Source organism: Geothrix oryzae (genome assembly GCF_030295385.1).
Taxonomy (GTDB): domain Bacteria; phylum Acidobacteriota; class Holophagae; order Holophagales; family Holophagaceae; genus Geothrix; species Geothrix oryzae.
Map to the genome: position 1 here is coordinate 2,637,531 of NZ_AP027079.1, position 19,118 is coordinate 2,656,648.

A 19,118-nucleotide genomic window follows, 5' to 3' on the forward strand; every position below is an offset into this window, starting at 1 on the left:
TCCCGATCCGCCTGGGGCCGTACCGCGCCTCCGTTCGGGACAGAACCGGGCCGGACCGCTAGACTGGAGGGTCGGGGAGGGCGACATGAGCCTGGTTAGGACCAATCTGGCGATCCTGGGCCTGCAGTGGGGCGATGAGGGCAAAGGCAAGGTCGTCGATCTCCTCAGCCCCAAGTTCCGCCAGGTCGTGCGCTTCCAGGGCGGGAACAACGCCGGCCACACCGTCGTGGTCGATGGCCAGAGCATCGCCCTGCACCAGGTGCCCAGCGGCGCCCTCCATCCCGGCTGCTTCCTGGTGGTGGGCAATGGCGTGGTGCTCAACCTCGAGGTCTTCCAGCAGGAGCTGGACCGCCTCCAGGCCCGCGGCTTCGACCTGACCGGCCGCCTGATGCTCTCCGACAAGGCCCACATCATCCTGCCCCACCACATCGCCCTCGACCTCTGGCGCGAAGGCGGCGCCAACAAGATCGGCACCACCGGTCGGGGCATCGGGCCCGCCTACGAGGCGAAGGCCGGCCGCATGGGCGTGCGGCTGGGCGACCTGCACCACCCCGAGACCCTGGCCGACCGCATCCGGCCCGGCTACGAGGAAGTCCGCCTGCGCCTCGGCGCTGGCGCCGAGCTGCCCTCCCTGGAGCGCGTCGTCGAGTCCCTGCTGCGGATCGCCGAGCCCTTCCTGCCCTTCATCGGCGATACCCAGAACCACCTGGTCGCGGCCTGGGAGCGGGGCGACCGCATCCTCTTCGAGGGCGCCCAGGCGACCTTGCTCGACATCGACCACGGCACCTACCCCTTCGTCACCTCCAGCAACTGCAGCCTGGGCGGCCTCTTCACCGGCACCGGCCTGCCCCCCAAGGCCCTCGACAAGATCCTCGGCATCGCCAAGGCCTACACCACCCGCGTCGGCTCCGGCCCGTTCCCCGCCGAGATGCACGATGCCACCGGCGAGCACCTCCGCCAGGCGGGCCGCGAGTTCGGCACCACCACCGGCCGGCCCCGCCGCTGCGGCTGGTTCGACGCGCCCATCACCGCCCATGCCTGCCGCACCAACGGCGTGGATGGCCTGGCCATCATGAAGCTCGATGTCCTGGACGGCCTGGACGAAGTGGGCCTCATCGTGGGCTACCGCACCGGCGAGGGGACCGTCACCACCAAGCTCCCCAGCTGCGCCGCCGACTGGAAGGGCCTGAAGCCCGAGGTGAAGTATTTCAAAGGCTGGGCCAGCACCCGGGGCATCACCAGCCACGGAAAGCTTCCCGCCGAGGCCCACGCCTACCTCGAAGCCCTGGTCGAGAGCGTCGAAGTGCCCATCGCCTACCTCAGCACCGGCCCCGACCGCGCCGAGGGATGCATCTACCCCGGAACCTTCCTCGAACCGCTGCTGGCTTGACCCCGGCGCCCTTCGCAGGCACACTGGTCGTCCTGCCCATTCAGGCACCGCACGCTTGCGTGCACCGCGCGCTCGAGGGTTCGCGGACCTGAAACCACCGGCAAGGGCCCTTAGCTCAGCGGTAGAGCAGCGGCCTTTTAAGCCGTTGGCCGCGGGTTCAAATCCCGCAGGGCCCACCAAGTTCCACCCCAGGGGGCTATCGTCTAGGGGTCAGGACACCGCCCTTTCACGGCGGTAACACGGGTTCAAATCCCGTTAGCCCTACCAACAAACACCCTAGAGAAATCTAGGGTGTTCTTGTTTTTTATCGACCTTTACCCTCTATAAAATCCCCTCATCCGGCACAGATCCGGCACAGGAATCCCCGGCATTTCGATCCTCGACCTGGTGGTCTTCGCCTGACCCGAGAACCCGGGGGAACCTGTCCGCCCCTTCCAAGACAACCCGAAAGAGCGGAAGCAGCACTTGACGGGTCGGAGGGGAATAGCGGATCAGCCGACGGTCTCGGAGGCTCAAGCCTCCGCCCTCCAGGTCCCGGGGATGGTTCTGCATTAAGACCTTGCATGTGGTCCACCCACACCCGCCCTGGCCGGGTGCGCTAACCCAGGTGCTGGTTCTGGGGGAGGTCGCCCGGACTGCAAACCGGCGTGCGATGCAGAAGCGTAGGCCCGTCCGCTTCGCGCCCCGATCTAGGGCCTCCTCGTCGTCTAGGCCCAGCGTCAGCAGTGGCTTGTGGGCCTGGACTCAAGCCCTGACCACATCACCTTCCGTGCACCACGGCCGGCAGGCCGCGGATAACCCAGCCCGCGTGGCTTACCGCGAAGCAGTCCCTCCCGTTCGAGCTCCTCGACTAGATGGGCATTGGGAGGAGGAGGACAGAACCTGGTTGCAGGGATTTGCTCAAGCCCTGCCCTCCGGGGAGTCTCACAATCCGAGCCCTACAGGATTGCAAGATCAGGTGGGAGCACTTCACAGGGGGCAGTAGGCCTAATCCGGCAGACCACAAACTGATAACAGCTAATTTGCCTCCCTGCATCTGTGGTGTGAAGTGGAGGTATCCTCGTCCTACCTTCCCGCCTAGGCTTGAACCAGTTCGCCTATTACTCCGAGGGCGAATTTTGTTTGGCCCCTTACGACTCCTCTCCAGCCCGATTAGGCAAACTGAAGCCCCCGCTGTTTGGTTCGTCCAATTCAAAGTTAGGCCAAATTCCCTTCGAGGAGAACCAATGCAGATATCACCTACTGCCCTCCCAGCAATTGCCACAATTGCAGCAGCGTTGGTGGCCGGAGGTGTTTCATTCATTAGCATGATGGTCGCTAAAGATCAGAAGACATCGGAATATCGCCAAAATTGGATTGATTCGTTAAGGAAAGACTTGGCAGAGTATGTAGCATTGTTTGTAACTCTGACTTCGTACGAAATAATGGCCTTCAAGGAATCCAAAGAAAAAGGCAAAGCCTATGTCGATAGCCAGCAAGACAACTGGATTAAATTAAATAATCTTGATACATGCATTACTCTTAGGCTCAACCCGAAGGAACATAAAAAATTAATCGATTTATTAGATGAAGCAACCCATTTAGCCGCAGATACCAACAGTACAAGCATGACCACTGATAAAATTAACCAATTGTCGAGTGATATTACAGATGAATCTCAGCTCATACTGAAAGCAGAATGGCGCAGAGTAAAGCGTGGTGAGTGGTCCTTTTTCATTACAAAATGGGGGGCTTTGGTTTTGGCCATTTCAGCATTTGTACTTTTATACATTTATAGGCCTGTTCTCTTTGCGCCTCAACCCAGCCCAACCACTCCCGCCCAATGTTGCGAACTCAGCCATTAGTACTCGTCCCATTTGGCCTAACCCCTCGCTCAACTCGGACCCCGCCTGCATTGCCTGCCGCTCTCTCTCAGCTTCTCGCTTCCTCGGCTCCGCTCATCGCCTCGGTGCAGGCGGGTCCGGTTAGCTTCATTCGTTAGGCATTATTTTGGAGGTCCCAATGCCCAATGAACTTGGATACTGGACCATTGGAACTCACTACCTTCATCTTGTTGGGTCTGCCTGCGAAGAACTAATCAAAAATGAAAACGCTCGCGTTGTCATCGAACCCCAAATTGAGGGTCGACCTTTCTCCTGGGCAGGGTACTTTGAAAAGACAAAGTGGTCCGATCACACGGTGGGTATTGCCGTCTTATTCAATTTTTTTCATGGAATCGAAGTAACCCTAAAGGGTTTTTTATCCCGGAATGGTGAGGCGCCTCGTCACCACCGACTGACTGACTTGTTAGTCCAATTCGAAGACAGGTACCCAGGCACGAGTGTTGGTAATCTTGTCCGTCAATTCACAGTGCAACTCGATCCCGAGTCACCCCTTGGACAATTCTTTGTCACCAACCAAGTCTCTGTTGACGATTGGTACCAGGCTTTGAAATACCCGGAATCGACCGCGGGTCAGACCTTTGATCATCACGATTTGAAATACGGTGGCCAAGAGACGGTTGCCTTTTGGAAGGTCATTGGCCAAACATCGAGGCAACTGTGCCAAGAGTCGGTTGCACTGGCAATGTCACTTGAACCGCCCCCCGCAACCAGTGCCTAACCCTCCGCTCAACTAGGGCCCCACCTGCATCGGCTGATTTCATGTCTCGTGTCCCGCCTACAATAGCTTCGATCAGCACCCATCTGCAGGCCGAGCCGGTTAGCTTCCTTCGTTAGGCTTCAAGGAACATCCATGGCGCTCATCCTCTCGTTCATCTTGCTTACTGTCTTTACGATCTCTCTCTATCTCGGAAAGATTGGCGAGGCATCCTACTGCGTACTGATTTCCATTTCCGTACTACTCGGGCTCGCTCTCCACGGGTTCGACCGTATAAGAGGTATTGATTTTAAAAATCTGAAGTTGGATCTTGATGAGATCAAAGAAACAAAGAAAGAACTATTGGTTCGCCAAGAACAGTTGAAATCCATTGTTTTGCCACTAGCTCATATTTTGGCGTATCTGAGTGTTGCTGAAGGCAGAATGATGAGCAGAGAGAGTCATGCCATCAAACGGCGCTGGATGAAAAATAAACTATCAACACTTGTCAATGCCATACCGTTAAAGCCAGAAGAAATGGAAAGCACTAATAAAATTTCCAAAATCTACCAAGAAATCGACGACATTCTTATAACGAAAGATGGCTCTTATATTGCCTCTCACCCCGATTTCCCCGAGCTTTCCGCCAAACTAGATTCACTTTCGGAAGAACTTGATAATTTTCTTCAACAAGACTGCCATGACTAGCGGCAGCCTAACCTCTCGCTTAACTCGGACCCCGCCTGTATTGCCTCACGCTCTCTCTCATCGTCCTGCTTTCTCAGCTCTGCTCAGCGCCTCGGTGCGGGCGTGGCCGCTTAGCTTCATTCGTTAGGTGCCTTAACTAAGAGTCAGGCTTCGGTGCACCTGACCCAATTTGATGCCGTCAGAAGACAGTTAAGTGATCTTCTCCAAAATTTAAGAGCCGACTGAAGTATTTGGGTCCATCTTGAAAGCCTTTCCGTAGCCGATACCGCCACTCTCTACAACAGGAGTCTCGCATGCTTCCTGCTTTCCACTCGGTGTCAGGTGTCTTTATCGAATTCACCAAGACCGAGCACGAGCATGGAGGCCCAGGCTGGGAGTTCGGAACCTGCCTCTGGAGCCCTACAGTCAATAACCGCGGGGCCAATAGCTATGCCCTCATGTCCGCACCCGAGAAGGGGGATCTCGTTCTCCACTTTCTGCTGACCAAATGGCCAGACGGGACCGAGGAGACCCGAGTAGCTGGCTTCTCATATGTCGCGAAGCCCTGCCAAACAGTCCAGACAGAGCCGACCAAGGCCGACAAGTGGGCCAATCGCGGTTCCTACTTCCGGATCGACCTCAAGGGATACACGCCCTTTCCCAATCCGCTTCCCATGAAGACGCTCATCGAGGAATACGGCGAGGACATCCGGAAGGAACTGATTGAGAACGGCCCCCGGTTCTACCCCTTTAACCGATATGGGGCTGGCCTCCATACGGTTCAAGGGATCTACCTCGGCCGGTGCACCGAGAATCTCTATCAGATTCTCGCCAAGGCCATGAGCATTGAAGTGGCGACCACTGCGGCCAAGGCTGAACCAGGGCCCGAACACCGTGAGTACGCAGAGGCCCGCCGTCTTTCGTCCGAGCGGTATTTCTTCGCGCGGAACCCATCCCTACGCAAAGACGCCATCCAGGTCTACGGCACATCCTGCCAGGCCTGCGGATTTGATTTCGGTGCACGCTACGGCGCTCATGGGGCGGGTTACATCGAAGTCCATCACAAGGATCCGCTATCCGAACGAGCAGAGGCAGAATGGACGGAGGAGGTCAGGACCGCCCTTTCCCAGGTTGCCGTCCTTTGCGCAAACTGCCATAGGATGGTCCACCGGAAGAAGCAGGCCCTCACAATCGAACAGCTAAAGGACCAGCTCCAGAACCCACCAGTTAGCTCATAACCAGTCCATTCGGTGTCTTGCTGAGGCGTTGCCTAAAGTAGGCCTCGAGTTTCGGGTCCTGGAAGAACACGAAGCATCCCTTCATGCCGCGGGACAACAAGACTTTGTAGATATTGCTGATGAATCGGGTGAGCGTAGCAGGGTCATTCTTCAGCCCCTTCTTCCCACTGGTGTCCTTGTAATCGCTCCAGCTTCCCCAAAGACCGCCGCGGTCCGGGTCAAATTGAAGGTCCTTGCCGACCAGCACGCCCACATAGTCGAACTCCAGACCTTGGCTGGTATGAACGCAGCCGACCTGGCCCTCCCCCTCGGGGTGCACCGCCCAGGTCTCCGAGATGGCGCGGCCATTCCATGGCATGGAGAAGGAGTGCTCGGGGATCGTGACATCCTCGATTTGACCATTGGCATTTCCCTCCGTGCTCCAGTTCCAGGCGTAGCCGGCGAGCATGCGAGCTCTGAATCCGCCTTGGCTCTTTGCCCGGACCTGGTCGAGCACTTCCCCTGGGGTTGAGCAGATCTGGAACTGAAAGGCAGAGGGATCCCACCCGTCGAAGTTTCCGGTGTCCTTGATGCCAAGCGCATCATTCAGCCACTGGAGGTATCCATCGGCTCCAGAGCATCGGAATTGGGAGGTCAACTCGAACTCGAAGACCTCGGACTTAAATTTCTCAGCCGCGGCTCGGATGCTCTCAACCGTCCCAATGTCGTCCTTCCTAATGCGTTGGTCATCGTCCACAAAGAACACATTGACCCGAGAGGCTTTCAAAACATCCTCGACTTGGCTCTCTCCAAAATATTGGTAGGTCCCCTTCCCTTTCAGCCGATGGGCCTCGTCCACAATCAGGGCGTCAAAGGTGTTCTCGTTGCACTGATAGAAGGACGCGGCCCCGGAAAAGAGATTGTCCAGGGTGGCCCTGGTTCCTCGCTTGCCGCTCCTCACCAGGGCATTCTTGGTGACATTCCGGAAGGCTGCATTCGGAGCGACAAATCGCACATTGAGCTCTGACCGGATGAGGTGCCCAAAGGCATTCATCGAAATGACCGACTTCCCCGTGCCAGGTCCACCCTTGACGATGATGGTCCGCTTCTTGGCCCCCTTCTTGAGGACGGTGGAAAGGATGTTTTCGTACGCCACCTTCTGTTCATCGAGCATGACGAAGGATGAATTCCCCTCGTACAGATTGCCCACCTCGTCGATTAATCGTTTGCTAGGACGGAAGGGACCGGCTTCAACTTGATCCAGAATCGAGGCGCCATCGCCTTCATGAAGGTGGGAAGCCAAGAATTGCTCGAGCTTGTCATTATCCTTCTTAAGGAAAAGAGGCGTCTCTTCTTGGAGCGTCTGATATCGGTCGTCAAACAACGGTTCGCCAATAGCTGCAGGTACATAATTGTGCAGGTAGGCGCATGATCGTCCGTGGATTTCCTTTTTGGCGAATCCTTCATGCAGATCCTGAAGGAAGCGCAAATAGGAATAGGCCTGGTAGCAAGGATGGGGGGTCTCGATCTCCTTCCCGCCAAGTTTCGTCCATACGAGATCAGGAGTGTCCGAAAGTTTGGCTTCTGACCACTGCTTCAGCTCGACGATCAGAACCTGCTTTTCCTGAGCGCTGTTGTACCCAGAAAGGACGAAGTCCATCCGCTTCAAGGTCGTGGGGATCACATACTCGATCAGCACGCCGCAGCTGTGAGGAACCTTCGATGCCTGCAGACGATGAAAGACGAAATGCATCGAGTTTTGCCAGGCCTGCCGCTCGCTCGGAGAAGGCCCTCGATGAAGAATGTCCCGGTACCGCGTCTCGATTTGCTCCGTGAGCGAACTCGATGCCACGGCTTCAAGAAACTCACCCACGACACTCTTAAAGACGATCATATTTATCTTTCCGGCCGAAAGCCTTCTCAACGGGATATTTCGCGGCATTCAGGTCGAGCTTGGCTTGAATGATCTCTTCGATGTCCAATCCAGATGCCTCGGCGAGCAGGCACCCATAGATCAGAACATCGGCGAGCTCCTCAGCGATCTTCTCCCTACGGAGCTCAAGGGACTCTTCGGAGGAGGACCACTGGAAGCACTCCAGCAGTTCGCCAGCCTCGATCGAAAGTGAGATCGCAAGATCCTTCGGGTTGTGAAACTTCGCCCAATCCCGGTCATTTCGAAATTGGACGATCTTCTGAATCAATTCCTTGTCCACCGGCCCCCCTGAGTATTCCTCCAGATTTCTCAGATCATCATGGCAGCTGTTTATTGCGGGGGGGCTCACCATGGCCCATCCCTAGTCGGCCACTCACACCTGGAGCGCCAGTTGGACGCGGTCCATGGGGGAGGCGGTCATGAGATCCATCGTTCATGCCTCCGAATGGTGTCCGGTTGCATCCCGCCTGAGGTCCGTCTTGCATCCCGCCTGAGGTCCGTCTTGCACCACGCCTGGGGTCCGTCTTGCACCACGCCCACGCCACGCCCACGCCACGCTCACGCGACATCCACGCCACGGTCACCCGACGGTTGCTCGACACTCAATTGCCACCATTTTCTCCTCTTCAATGCGTGCGGAAGTGGTGTGCGACAACAACTCGAGGGTTGGGTGCGGGCACTACCCGGTTGACCACATCGTTGCCTTCGTGCGTGCGCGCCTCCCTAGGGGCACGCGCACGCACGAAAACACCTGACCAAGTCACGCTCTACCCTTGGCCACTCGTTCACCCTTGGGTGTTGGCTTTCCATCCTCTCCGATCCAGCCCTTTCGCCTGCACCTTCCAAGGGCATCGGAGGTCCGTTTGTTGTTTCCGTCAAATAGGGTGGCCTCGATATCTTTTCGGGATTGCCCTGCCATCAATGCCTCCAGCACTTGGACCTCCATGGACGGCTTCAAGGGAGAGGAAGAGACTCGGAGGAGGTCCTCGAGCAGCCGTTCCGCTTCAGGGGGGATGGACCAAGTCCCTGATGTCTGGCTTTCGATGGAACGGACCAATAGCATTCGCGAGGGCTTTCTTGCCTTGAGCTTGCTCATGCCCATCACGGTGATCCCCCGTTGTCTCGCCAGTTCCGGGTCCATCCCGATCCGTTCAGCTTCGTCTGTTCGCACCCACGCCATCTGCCAAATAAACCGCGCAGCGCCCTCTGCCGCGTTAGACCCTCTCAGCAAGGCCGGGTGCAATCGATCCTCCAACCGGACCTCCTCGCTCCCGTTTGTCCCTGCTTTACGAAGATGGTGGACCAACAGCACAGTCACATTGTGGTGTTTGGCGATTCCCATGGCCGCCTGCCAGACTCGCTGGGCTTCGACCACATTGGACTCGCCTTCGCCATTGACATGCGAGAGGGTGTCCACCACGACCAATGCTGGTGTGATCCCCTGTGCCTGCATTGCCTCAACGGCATCCCTTACTTCTGCCTGCAAGTCCCATAACGCGGTGGACGAGCCGGGATTCCAGGTTGGTGTGAGGAATTGAAGGTTTCTTCGAAGATCCACCTCCTCTCGCTCTGTCCAGTGCTCTCCATAGGTTGCTTTCAGGGCCTGAATCCGGCGCTGGATATCTTGGGGCTCATCATCCTCGAATGTGATGTAGAGCACCCCACACCCATAGGGCTTCGTCGAGATGCCGAGGAAGGGCTGCCCCGTGGCCAAGGCAACGCCAAGGCCCATGGCCAGCCAGGTTTTCCCTTGGTCGGAAACAGCCCCCAGGAGGCCCACCTTCCCCCAAGGAATCCAGCCTTCCAGGACCCATTTGGGCGGTTCGAGTGACTCATCGAAAACCTCCCTCAAGGAAAGGAGTCGAAGCGCTCGAGGTTTCTGACTGAGGTCGGTGGAGTCGTGTGTGTTCTGGTTACGAAGATAGTTCCTAGACATGTTTCACCCATGGCGATGCCCGTCCCCTCTGGAGGGGAGGAATCAATGTCGGAAGGGAAGCCAGGCTTCAGGTCAGACCAAGCCTAGCTATGGATTTCGTCCGTACCGCCTCAGCCCTGCCGAAGGAGAAAGGCCTCGAGTTCAAGCATGGGGATCAGCCGCCGCTTCCCGATTTTCACGGACTTGAGACGGCCCTCCTTCAGGAGGATGAACAACATGGAACGGCCGATGCCGAGGATCTCTGCGGCTTCTTCAACTCGGACTGCCAGGCGCTCCACTGGGGTGATGGCGTGGGACTTTGCATTCATACCGGTATCTCCTGGTTGATGTGCACCACCACGGTGCTACCTGGAGCATCGGTCCATTCCCCTCGATGCGAGCTTGGGTAATATCGCCCAAATCCACCGTAATTCGCCCAACCCATTCAGGGCCTACACGCTCTTCCGAGATTTCGACCTTCGCTTGGGCAGCGCTTGGGGCCCGCACTTGAGGAGACATTGAATGTCCTCCGGAGCTTCCATCTCCCGGCCTGACCATTCCCGGACTCTTGTCCACCAGGGAGTGAACTGCCGCTTCGCTTCCGTGGCCCAATCCTGAGAGGGGGCGACCCTCGTCACCAGCTGACGGACGACTTTCGCAAGGGCAAAAGCCTTGGTATCGTCCCGCCCAAGCTTCACGAGCTGGTCGGCGCATTCCCGAAGTAATTGGAGTTCGGGAGAGCCATAGGTATCTCCGAGGGCGGTTCTCTTCCCCCGCTTTGCGGCCCGCTCCTGTGCGATCTTCGCGCCGTCCCGACAGACGGCGGCAAGAGCTTCCATACGACTGATCCACCGGGGTCTGCTCTCACGAACAGCCCGAGGTCTCGGATCTAAAGAAGGGATCCCAGATGGATCCAGAGTCGGAATGCCAGGCCCTTCATCCTCCCATCTGACATTGCCATCCAGCGGCGCCCCTAGGAATTGGCCAAACTGGAATTCAGGTTCCAACCCATTAATGTCGGCCATGCCCCGCAAGTCCTCTTGTTCTGGGCAGGCCTCCATCAGGAGTAAGCGCCGAGCCCCCTCTTTCAAGTATTTGAATTGGCCAGCCATTTGGCTCGCATTAGCGGCTAGCGCGTCGAGTTGGTCGGCCGACTGTTTCCAGGTACCCCCTTCTGCATCTACTGCTAGCGCCTGTTGGTAACTCAGAGCCAAGTTATAGATCTGAGTCCTCGCTTGGGAGGCGTCGCCGCTCTCACCACAAAGCAGAACTTCGGCAGCACGAATCTTCGCTCGGAACTTGGGGTCCTTCACCCTACCCTCGAGTAATTCCGACGAGTAACCGGGTTCGCGAATATCGAACGCCACGAGTCCCCCCTAGCTGGTCCAGGAAAGGTTACCCATGTCCAAGCAGGGACAAGCTGGTTCTTAGGTCGCCGCCTTGAACGGAACCACATTCTCTGCCGGGAGGTAGAGACCAAGGGACGGGGCCAGCTTTCGAATCGACTCCGCCACCGCGTTGGGCGCGAGGTGGCCGTAGTGCTTCTCCACCATCCGGGTTCCCGTATGGCCCAGCTGCTGGGCGATGTAGGCCAAGGGAATGCCCGCATTGACCAAGGTCGAGGCATAGGAGTGACGGAGTTGATGGAAGTTCAAAGGCTCGATGCTGGCTCGCTTGCAGGCCTCACTCATTTCCCGGAACTGCTCACTGGCCTTCCAGTGGCGGAGGATGGGAATGTCCTTTCGAGCCCCGTTCCGGGTGGGATAGCTGGTTCGTTGGAATAGGACCTCATCGGCCTTCCGCCCTCCAGTCATCTTTCGGAAGAATTCCTTGCCCTCCTCGGTCAGGAACACATGGCGTGGCTTCCCACCCTTGGCCACGGGGATGTGCACGGTGCCAGAGGTCTCGTCATAGTCCCGAACCACCATGCGGGTGATCTCCCCGTAGCGAGCCCCGGTCAGGAGCGCGGCCTGAACCACCAACTTGAACTCCGGATCGCAGGCCCCCACCAGGGCCCCTTGCTCCTCAATGCTCAGGAATCGAGTGCGAGCCTGAGTGGCCCCCCGGAAGGGTTTCAACTCCCGCCAGGCTTCGCCGGAACAGGCCGTTCGCTTTCGGTGCAGGGCCAGGTTGAGTGCCGCTTTCAGCACCGAGAGCACCCGGTTTGCCGTGGCTCGACGCTGTCGCTTCCCCTCTTCCGTGGTTGGGGCTGCTTTCACGGCCGGTTCACTGGCTGTTTTCTTCGTGCGGACGCGGGCGGGCTGGGACGCCAGGGCTTCGTGCCATCGCTCGAGGCGTGACCGGGTGAGCCGGGCGACTTCGAGGTTCCCGAGGGTCGGCAGGATGTGGGCACGGACCACGGAGCCCATCTGCTCGCCACTCTTCACCCCGCGGCGGATGCAGTCCTTCTGGTAGTCCTCCATGGCGTAGGCCACGGTATAGGGCCCCTTCCGGCTCTCTTCTCCGGTGATGAGCGTCCTGGCCGCCTGGATCCATTCCCGGGCCTTCTCCTGGGCCTGGGCGTAATTCAGCACCTGCTGACCGTCCGCTTCGGTGTAGTCGTCCGCGGTGCCAAGCGTCGTCATGCTCCGCTTCTTGGTCTCGACATCGAAAAACTTCGCCAGCCAGCGTCCAGCGGCCCGGTTTTTGGGCCGGTAGTAGCCCAAGGACTGCCCCTCCTCGAGGCCGGTCCAGTAGGGTTCCTTCCGGGGCAGGAGCTTCAACCGAGGGGTCGGGTACTCGAGTCGACCATCGCGTTTGGAGCGTCCCAAGGGGCACCTCTCATCCGGCATACATCCGGCACAGACATCCCCAGAATAGGGCGGACCCATCCGACGAGCAATGGACTATTTTACTGACTCTATTAGTCTTCTGAAGTCCGTCTTCGGTCAGCAAAGTCCGATGATGGATTCTTTCACGGCGGTAACACGGGTTCAAATCCCGTTAGCCCTACCAAAAAAGAGCCTAGAGAAATCTAGGCTCTACTTGTATAAATAAGGCTCTGCGCACCTGCGGGTGGACTGAACGCTCCAAAAAGCGCTCCAATGGGAGCGTTTTCTCATTTGACGGCGATCGTGTGGCCTGTCCAGCAGGAGGGCCCGCTGAGGTCGGATGGCTGACGGCAGCCGCAGGCCGACCTGGCCGAGGGCTTGGTCGCCTTGCCGAAGTTGACCGCATCGGCAGACCCCTACCTGGAGCCGGAAGCCTGGAGAAGTCCACGGACATTTTCTGTCCAAACCGGTGTGGCAGGATGGTCTGGAACTTAGTCTGTCCTTGAGATGCCTGCATGAGCTACGACCCCTTTGATGGCGTGCTGCTGAACGACCCCCGACCGCCTGTGTCGGGTGCCGTCAGCCTCATGCTGCATCTGCGGGTGGCGAGAAGACTGGCCAAGGCCCAGGGACGCACAGCGGGTCCCGGCCTGGAGGCGCTGAAGGCACGCGCCCAGGCCTGCCGGGAGCTGCTGGCACAAGGGCTCCTGCCTGCTACCCTGCGGCACTTGCAGGCACATGGGCTGGACCTTGGCCTTCCCAAAGCCGCCCACAGCTTGGCCAGCGTGCTCGCCCACTTGGAGGCCTACCTCAAGGAGGTCGAAACGGGCGGCTACCTGGAGCCGGACCTGGCCCTCTGGCACGCCGTGGACCTGGAGCTTTCTGGAAAGCGGGGGCTCTGGATCGAGCGGACCGAAGCCGATGGGCCCATCGAGGCCGGGCTCCGCGACCTGGTGCCTTCGCGTCTGCGTGCCCTGGCCTGCGTGCCGGGCCTGGGTGGTGCCACGTTCAGGCTTGCTGCCCAGAAGGGCGGCGAGGCCTCAGGCCTCTTCGGCAGCGCCCAGCCCCTGGTGGCGTGGTTCCTCGATGGGCTCGAAGCCCACGGCGACAGCCTCCCCAATGACCTCGACCTTTCTGAACCGAAGGGCTGGGGATCAGCCCCCTGGTCGCCCGCCCTGGAATCCCTGTTCGAGGGACCCCTGGACCTACGGGAACATGCCGACACCTTCCAGCGGGGGCTCGTCGAGGGTCCCCTCGACCTGCTGCGTCATGCCGTCGAACAGGTCTGTGTCTGGCTGGACGCGGGGATCCCCCCTGCTGAGATCACCCTCATCCACCCCGAGCCTCAAGCTGTGGCCGCCTTCCTCGCGCCCTTGCTGGCAGAAGAGGGCGTGGCGCTCCATGTGCGCGGTGGTTTGGTCCCCCTCCTCGCCAGCGAAGCCTGGAGCCCGATCTGGACCCTGCTCCTGGGCGTGCAGCGGCTAGACCCCTGTGCCGTGTCTGCCGGGCTCCGCGCCTCGAAGCGCGACGACCTGCGCCACTGGGCGGACGCGCTGGCCCTCGCCGACCAGAGTGGGACACTCGCGTTCGAAGGCAGCTTCATGCACCTGCGGGATCGCGTGAAGGACTACGCCCAAGGCATCTGGCAGGAACTGGCCGCGCTTCGGGGCACCACCCAGACCGCCCACCGATGGGCCGAGCGCCTGGAATCCCTGGCCACCACGCTGCGGCTGCCCATGGATCCCGACGATTTCTATTCGCCACTGGGCCTCCTCAAGGAAGCCTGGGGGCTCGAAACCTGGACCTTCGCCGACATGCTCCTGGCGCTGGAGGCTTTCCTGGATGCGGCGCGCAGCAGCGAGATCCCCCGGGCCGTCGAGGGCTTGCGCCTGGTGACCCCGAGCACGATCCTCGACGACTGGAGCGGCGCCCGCGCCACCCTGATTCTCGACCTCTCCGAAGGTGCCTGGCCCAGCCGCCCTGCCGAGAACCCCGACTTGGATGGTGACCGCAAGGCCGCCATCAACCATGCGCTGCTCGCCTGGAGCCAGGTGGAACCGTCAGCGATCTTCCCCCCTGCCCTGCAGCGGTTCTGGCTGCCCCGCAGCGAGCATGGCGACCAGATCCCCCGTGCCTTTCAGCGGGAGGCCTACGCCTTCAACAAGGTGCTGGCCATGACCCGCGAGCGCCTGGTGGTGCTCAGTCCCGCCCAGGATGAGGATGGCCGCATGACATCCCAGGGACCTTTCTGGACGGCGCTGGAAGGTGCGGCTCCGTGGCGTACGGATTCTGCGCCGCACAGCCGCCTGCGCTGGCGCTGGGAAGGCCACGATCAGTCCCCTCGCCACCAGGCCCGGGCCACCGCCGCCCAGGCCCACCCGGCCAGCGAGGCGCTGCTGGCGGAGGCGTCCGTCTTCGACCGTGCTCCAGGCCTCAGGACCGCTTGGCTCAAGGGGCAGGACAGCGCCAGCCCCACGGCGCTCGAGGGCCTCGCCAAGTGCCCCTTCCGCTCCCTTGCCGAGCGGGTGTGGGGTTTGCAGACCTTCGATGCGCGCACCCGGATGTCCATGGCCGTAGGCATCCTCGTCCACCACATCATGGAGGAGGCCCTTGCGCCCTTCGTGGGCGTTGAGGATTGGCCGACCGCCTTCCAGACAGCACTGGGGCTTGGTCCCGAGGCCAGCGCCGATGACCTCATCCCCCACCTGCAATCCCTTTGGCAGGACCGCCAGGACCCGTGGCTGAAGGAACTGGACCGCCACACCCCGCAGGGGCAGTGGCCCCAGGCCGTGCTGCGCCTGGAGTCCCTGCTCCCGAACCTGGCGGCGGCCCTGCTGCGGGATGTCCAGGCCGAATCCCCCGAGAAGGGTGAATTCGTGTTGCTCGACCCAACGCGCCTGCCTGCTCCGAAGGCCAAGAAAGCCGCAGCACCCCCACCGGAGACCTGGCGCCGAACCCTCCTGGCCCTTGAGGGCACTCTGGGTCCGGTGGCCATGAATCTGGGTGAGGGACGCACCCTCCTTGTCAGCGGCAATGTCGATCGAATCGAGCGCTGGACCAGCGACAGCCTCTCCTTCCTGCGGGTGGTGGACTACAAAACCTCGAAGGAGACCTACCTCAAGGCCTACGCCGAGGACGAGGCACCCTTCGCGTCGCACCTCCAGACTCCGCTTTACATGCTCCTCGCGGAGCAGGTCTACCCGAGCGAACGGGCCACGGCGGTGCTCTTCCCCCTGCGTGACGAGGAGCCAAAGCCCTTCACCAAACATCTCGTCACCCTGGCCGAGGCCGGGCCCGGCGGAGCCTGGCGCGAGAAGCTGCTGACGAACCTCGCCCGCTTCGATGCGCGGCTGGAGTCAGGGGACTTCCCGCCGACTCCTGGCGAGCACTGCAGCCAGTGCCAGTTGGCGGCCCTCTGTGGGCGCCCCGTGGATGTGACCGTTGAGACTGATGGGGAGGGGGACTGACATGCGCACCCTCGACCTGAGCGATTCCCGCATCCTCGACCAGTCGCTGGTGGTGAGCGCCAGCGCGGGATCGGGCAAGACCTTCACCCTCACGGTGCTGGTCACCGCCCGGCTGGGTCGTGGGGACATCCGCCCCTGGGAGATCCTGGCCACCACCTTCAGCGAGACCTCTGCGGCGGATCTGCGCGAGCGGCTGCTGCGCCCCCTGGACCTGCTGTCCGCCCTGGATGCGGCCGCGTGGCAGGTGCTGCTGCCCCACCTCGACGCGCCCGTGGCCAAGGACCTCGAAGTCATCCTCAGGGAGCTACCCAGCATCCAGCACCTGAAGAAGTCTGCCGGGGAGGTGGCCCAGGCCGCGGCCCACTGGGTGAGTGCGCCCTGGATTGCGTCCCCAGCGAGGGCCCGCGCCTTCTGGCGCCGCGTGCGGCGGGAGGCGGAGCTGCTGCAGGTGTCCACCATCCACAGCCTGGCCATGCGCGTGCTGAGCAAGGGTGAGGGCAGTAACGACTCCATCCTAGATGTGCGCCATCCCTCCCTGCTGCGGCTGCTGCGGCTGACGGTGCGCGAGTCGCTGACCCTGCCCGCCGGCCATGCCGATGAGGTGCCCGCCCGGTTGCTGTTGGCCTGGGCCGAGCAGAACTGGGAGGCGTTGTCCCAGGGCTTCGACAACCACCTCGATGCCCTTGGACACCTGACGGGTGAGGACCCCAGCCACCACCGCGACGCGCTGATCCGTGCCCTGGCCGAGGCCCGGACCGCCCTGGCACCCTTCGCCGCAGATCCGGAGCTGGCCAAGCATCCCAGCGGCAAGGGCCTCCACAACTTCAAGAAGGAGAACCTCCTCCCGGTACCGGGTGACGGCGCTGATCTGCAGGCAAACCTCCGCTGGGCCCAGGCCCAGAGCGGGCGCGTGTCGAACCCGCCCCCTGCCTACTACTCCGACGCCTTCTGTGACGCGATGGCAACCCTCAAGCCGGTGGCCACCGCGCTGGAAGCCTGGCTGCGCTGCCTGCTGGTGAACGCGCTGCAGCGCTTCGAGGCAGAGAAACGGGCCCAAGGGTTGGCCACCTTCGGCGATCTGGTTCGCAAGGCCTTGGACAGCCTCAAGACCCACGGACTGGAAACTCCCGCACCCAAACTGCTTCTGGTGGACGAGTACCAGGACACCTCCAAGGTGCAGGATGCCTTCCTGGAGGCCCTCGGCGCTGAGCGCATGGTGCGTGTGGGCGATGTGAAGCAGGCCATCTACGGCTTCCGCGGCGGCGATCCCGACTTGCTGCGGGATCGGCTGGACGCCGCGGGGGAGGGCGCCTTCCGCCTCGCGTCCAACTTCCGCTCCACACCCGAGATCGTGACCCTGGCCAACACCTATGTGGACCAGGTCTGGCCGCTGCTGGATCCCACGGTCGGCGACCTCGACGGTGCCCAGGTTCCCGTCGCCCCATCGGGGCCTCCGGTGGGATTGGTCCGCACGCCTGCGCCCTCGACTTCGGGCGACCTTCCGGCCCTGGCGGATTGGATCTCGGGCCTCTCCCGGGAGTCCGGCTGGACCGAGTCCCTAGGCGCTCCACCGAAGACCGGCAGCCGCACCCGGGCGCTTCTGCTCAAGCAGCGCACCCGCCTGCCGGGCCTCCTCCAGCGCCTCAAGGCCAAAGGAATCCAGCCCTATGTGGTGGCCAAAGAGGGTTTCTGGGACAGCCCCGGCGTGCGGCTCATCCTGGCGGCCCTGGAGGCCGTGGCCCACCCCGAGCGCCCCATCCCCTGTGCGGCGTTGCTGCGCCAGGTGGTGGGTCTGACCGATGCCGACATGGCCGCCCTGGCCCAACGCAGCGAAGGCCGTCCCGGACTGCCCGGCCTGGGTCAACTGGATCCGGAGCGGCTGCCGGAAGCCCACCGGGACGCCGCCCGATTTCTCCTCGAGCTGCGGCAGGCCTCCACCCAGACCCTCGCGGGTCGCCTGCTGCGCCATGGTGCCCTGCTCCAGGCCGTGGCTGCCCTGACGGTGCATGGCGCGCTGGAGCCCCTGCGGGCCCGGCGCAACCTGGCGGGACTGCTCGCCAAGTTGCAGGACCTGCCCGCCAGCCCCTCCGTGGCCTACGCCCTGTTGGATGACGAGCGGAATGGCCTGGAGCGGGGCGACCTGCCCGCCTCCGTGGAAGACGCCGACCTGCTCATCCAGACGGCTCACGGGAGCAAGGGGCTGGAGTACGACGATGTCATCCTGCCCCTGCTGAATGTGAACCCGCGCAGCTTCCGGAAGGGGGACCTGCGCACCCAGCCCGAGACCGGCGAGCTGCTGCTGGCCTGGAAGCTGGGGAAATTCACCGGGCGCGCCTATGACGACCTCAAGCCCCTGGTGGAGTCCAAACAGAAGCGCGATGAACTCAACCTGCTCTATGTGGCGCTCACCCGGGCCAAGGGGCGCCTCTGCGTGTTGCTCCAGGAGCCCAAGGATCCCAAAGAGTCCAAGCCCCCCAGCGAGTTCAAGACCTGGGCGAAGTGGGGGCAGGTCCTGGCCAGCGCCCACCCGGACTGGAAATCACTGACTGACGCGCCAACGCCGGTGCCCCTTCCGACACGGATCCCCCACACACCTGACTCACCGCCCGTGAGAACGCCCCTGGCCGACATCAGCCTGCCCGCCGATGCCCATGACGACCTTCCCGGCGATACCCGCAGCAAGGCCCGCCAGGAAGGGGAAACCATGCATGCCTACCTCCGGGATCTCCTCGTGCGTTGGGAGGATCCGGAGGCCTTCCAGGCCTGCCTCACCAACGCTCCGCCCGTGGCCCACGCCCGTGAGAACGCCCTGCGCTTCCTGGAACAGTTCGAGGCCAAGGGTTGGCGCCCCCTCCGCCGCCGGACGGAACTGCCCCTCGCGGGGGCGGCGAGCAGCGGCGCCCTCGGCCGAGCCGATCTGGTGGTCTGGGAGGACGACCGTATCCACCTCCTGGACTTCAAGCACTCGAAGGCCTTCGACGAGGCGGAACTGGCCGGCTACCGGGATCAGCTGGCCCGCTACGCGAAGGCGCTGGAAGCCCGGGAGGGCGGAATCGTGGACGCCTGGCTGGTGGCGCTGAAATCCGGCGACTGGATACTGACCTAGCCCTCCGGGCAGGATCAGGATTCGACACCCCATGTCCAATGGGTGGATCGACCCT

Annotated in this window: 12 protein-coding genes and 2 tRNA genes; 9 read left to right on the top strand and 5 right to left on the bottom strand. The window is 61.4% G+C overall.

Annotation, left to right across the window (positions count from 1 at the left end; all coding sequences use genetic code 11):
- Nucleotides 1-85: 85 nt before the first annotated feature.
- The 7 genes from QUD34_RS12100 to QUD34_RS12130 all read left to right on the top strand — a co-directional run bounded on the left by QUD34_RS12100 (nucleotide 86) and on the right by QUD34_RS12130 (nucleotide 5,892).
- Nucleotides 86-1,390 carry an adenylosuccinate synthase gene (locus QUD34_RS12100; RefSeq protein WP_286353966.1) on the top strand — a complete coding sequence of 435 codons (1,305 nt, stop codon included), beginning with the start codon at nucleotides 86-88 and terminating at the stop codon, nucleotides 1,388-1,390.
- Nucleotides 1,391-1,494: 104 nt separating this feature from the next.
- A tRNA-Lys gene (locus tag QUD34_RS12105) sits at nucleotides 1,495-1,569 on the top strand.
- Between the two features lie 13 nt (nucleotides 1,570-1,582).
- A tRNA-Glu gene (locus QUD34_RS12110) sits at nucleotides 1,583-1,657 on the top strand.
- A 959-nt stretch (nucleotides 1,658-2,616) separates the two neighbouring features.
- The gene (locus QUD34_RS12115; RefSeq protein WP_286353967.1) at nucleotides 2,617-3,234 is read left to right on the top strand and encodes a hypothetical protein; all 618 of its coding nucleotides are present in this window, start codon (nucleotides 2,617-2,619) and stop codon (nucleotides 3,232-3,234) included.
- Between the two features lie 157 nt (nucleotides 3,235-3,391).
- Nucleotides 3,392-3,991: a hypothetical protein gene (locus tag QUD34_RS12120; RefSeq protein WP_286353968.1), complete on the top strand. Its 600-nt coding sequence runs from the start codon at nucleotides 3,392-3,394 to the stop codon at nucleotides 3,989-3,991.
- 132 nt (nucleotides 3,992-4,123) lie between these two features.
- A complete protein-coding gene (locus tag QUD34_RS12125) occupies nucleotides 4,124-4,675 on the top strand; it encodes a hypothetical protein (RefSeq protein ID WP_286353969.1) in 552 nt (183 codons plus the stop codon).
- Nucleotides 4,676-4,968: 293 nt separating this feature from the next.
- Nucleotides 4,969-5,892 (top strand): HNH endonuclease, encoded by a 924-nt coding sequence (locus tag QUD34_RS12130; protein ID WP_286353970.1) that lies wholly within the window; start codon nucleotides 4,969-4,971, stop codon nucleotides 5,890-5,892.
- Here the strand turns inward: QUD34_RS12130 and QUD34_RS12135 are convergent.
- The 5 genes from QUD34_RS12135 to QUD34_RS12155 form a co-directional block, all read right to left on the bottom strand.
- Nucleotides 5,882-7,765, bottom strand: a complete 1,884-nt coding sequence (locus QUD34_RS12135; protein ID WP_286353971.1) for a DUF2075 domain-containing protein — start codon at nucleotides 7,763-7,765, stop codon at nucleotides 5,882-5,884. The genes QUD34_RS12130 and QUD34_RS12135 overlap by 11 nt on opposite strands.
- The gene (locus QUD34_RS12140) at nucleotides 7,752-8,084 is read right to left on the bottom strand and encodes a nucleotide pyrophosphohydrolase (RefSeq protein ID WP_375380025.1); all 333 of its coding nucleotides are present in this window, start codon (nucleotides 8,082-8,084) and stop codon (nucleotides 7,752-7,754) included. Before QUD34_RS12140 ends, QUD34_RS12135 begins: the two co-directional genes overlap by 14 nt.
- Nucleotides 8,085-8,564: 480 nt before the next feature.
- The gene (locus QUD34_RS12145) at nucleotides 8,565-9,740 is read right to left on the bottom strand and encodes an AAA family ATPase (RefSeq protein WP_286353973.1); all 1,176 of its coding nucleotides are present in this window, start codon (nucleotides 9,738-9,740) and stop codon (nucleotides 8,565-8,567) included.
- 110 nt (nucleotides 9,741-9,850) lie between these two features.
- The gene (locus QUD34_RS12150) at nucleotides 9,851-10,048 is read right to left on the bottom strand and encodes a helix-turn-helix domain-containing protein (RefSeq protein WP_286353974.1); all 198 of its coding nucleotides are present in this window, start codon (nucleotides 10,046-10,048) and stop codon (nucleotides 9,851-9,853) included.
- A gap of 1,098 nt (nucleotides 10,049-11,146) precedes the next feature.
- Entirely contained in the window at nucleotides 11,147-12,442 is a 1,296-nt protein-coding gene (locus QUD34_RS12155; RefSeq protein WP_286353975.1) for a tyrosine-type recombinase/integrase, read from the bottom strand.
- 563 nt (nucleotides 12,443-13,005) lie between these two features.
- Here QUD34_RS12155 and QUD34_RS12160 point away from each other — a divergent pair.
- Together QUD34_RS12160 and QUD34_RS12165 are read left to right on the top strand one after the other, a co-directional pair.
- Nucleotides 13,006-15,957 (top strand): PD-(D/E)XK nuclease family protein, encoded by a 2,952-nt coding sequence (locus QUD34_RS12160; RefSeq protein WP_286353976.1) that lies wholly within the window; start codon nucleotides 13,006-13,008, stop codon nucleotides 15,955-15,957.
- Between the two features lies 1 nt (nucleotide 15,958).
- Entirely contained in the window at nucleotides 15,959-19,063 is a 3,105-nt protein-coding gene (locus QUD34_RS12165; protein WP_286353977.1) for a UvrD-helicase domain-containing protein, read from the top strand.
- The last annotated feature ends 55 nt before the right edge of the window (nucleotides 19,064-19,118 follow it).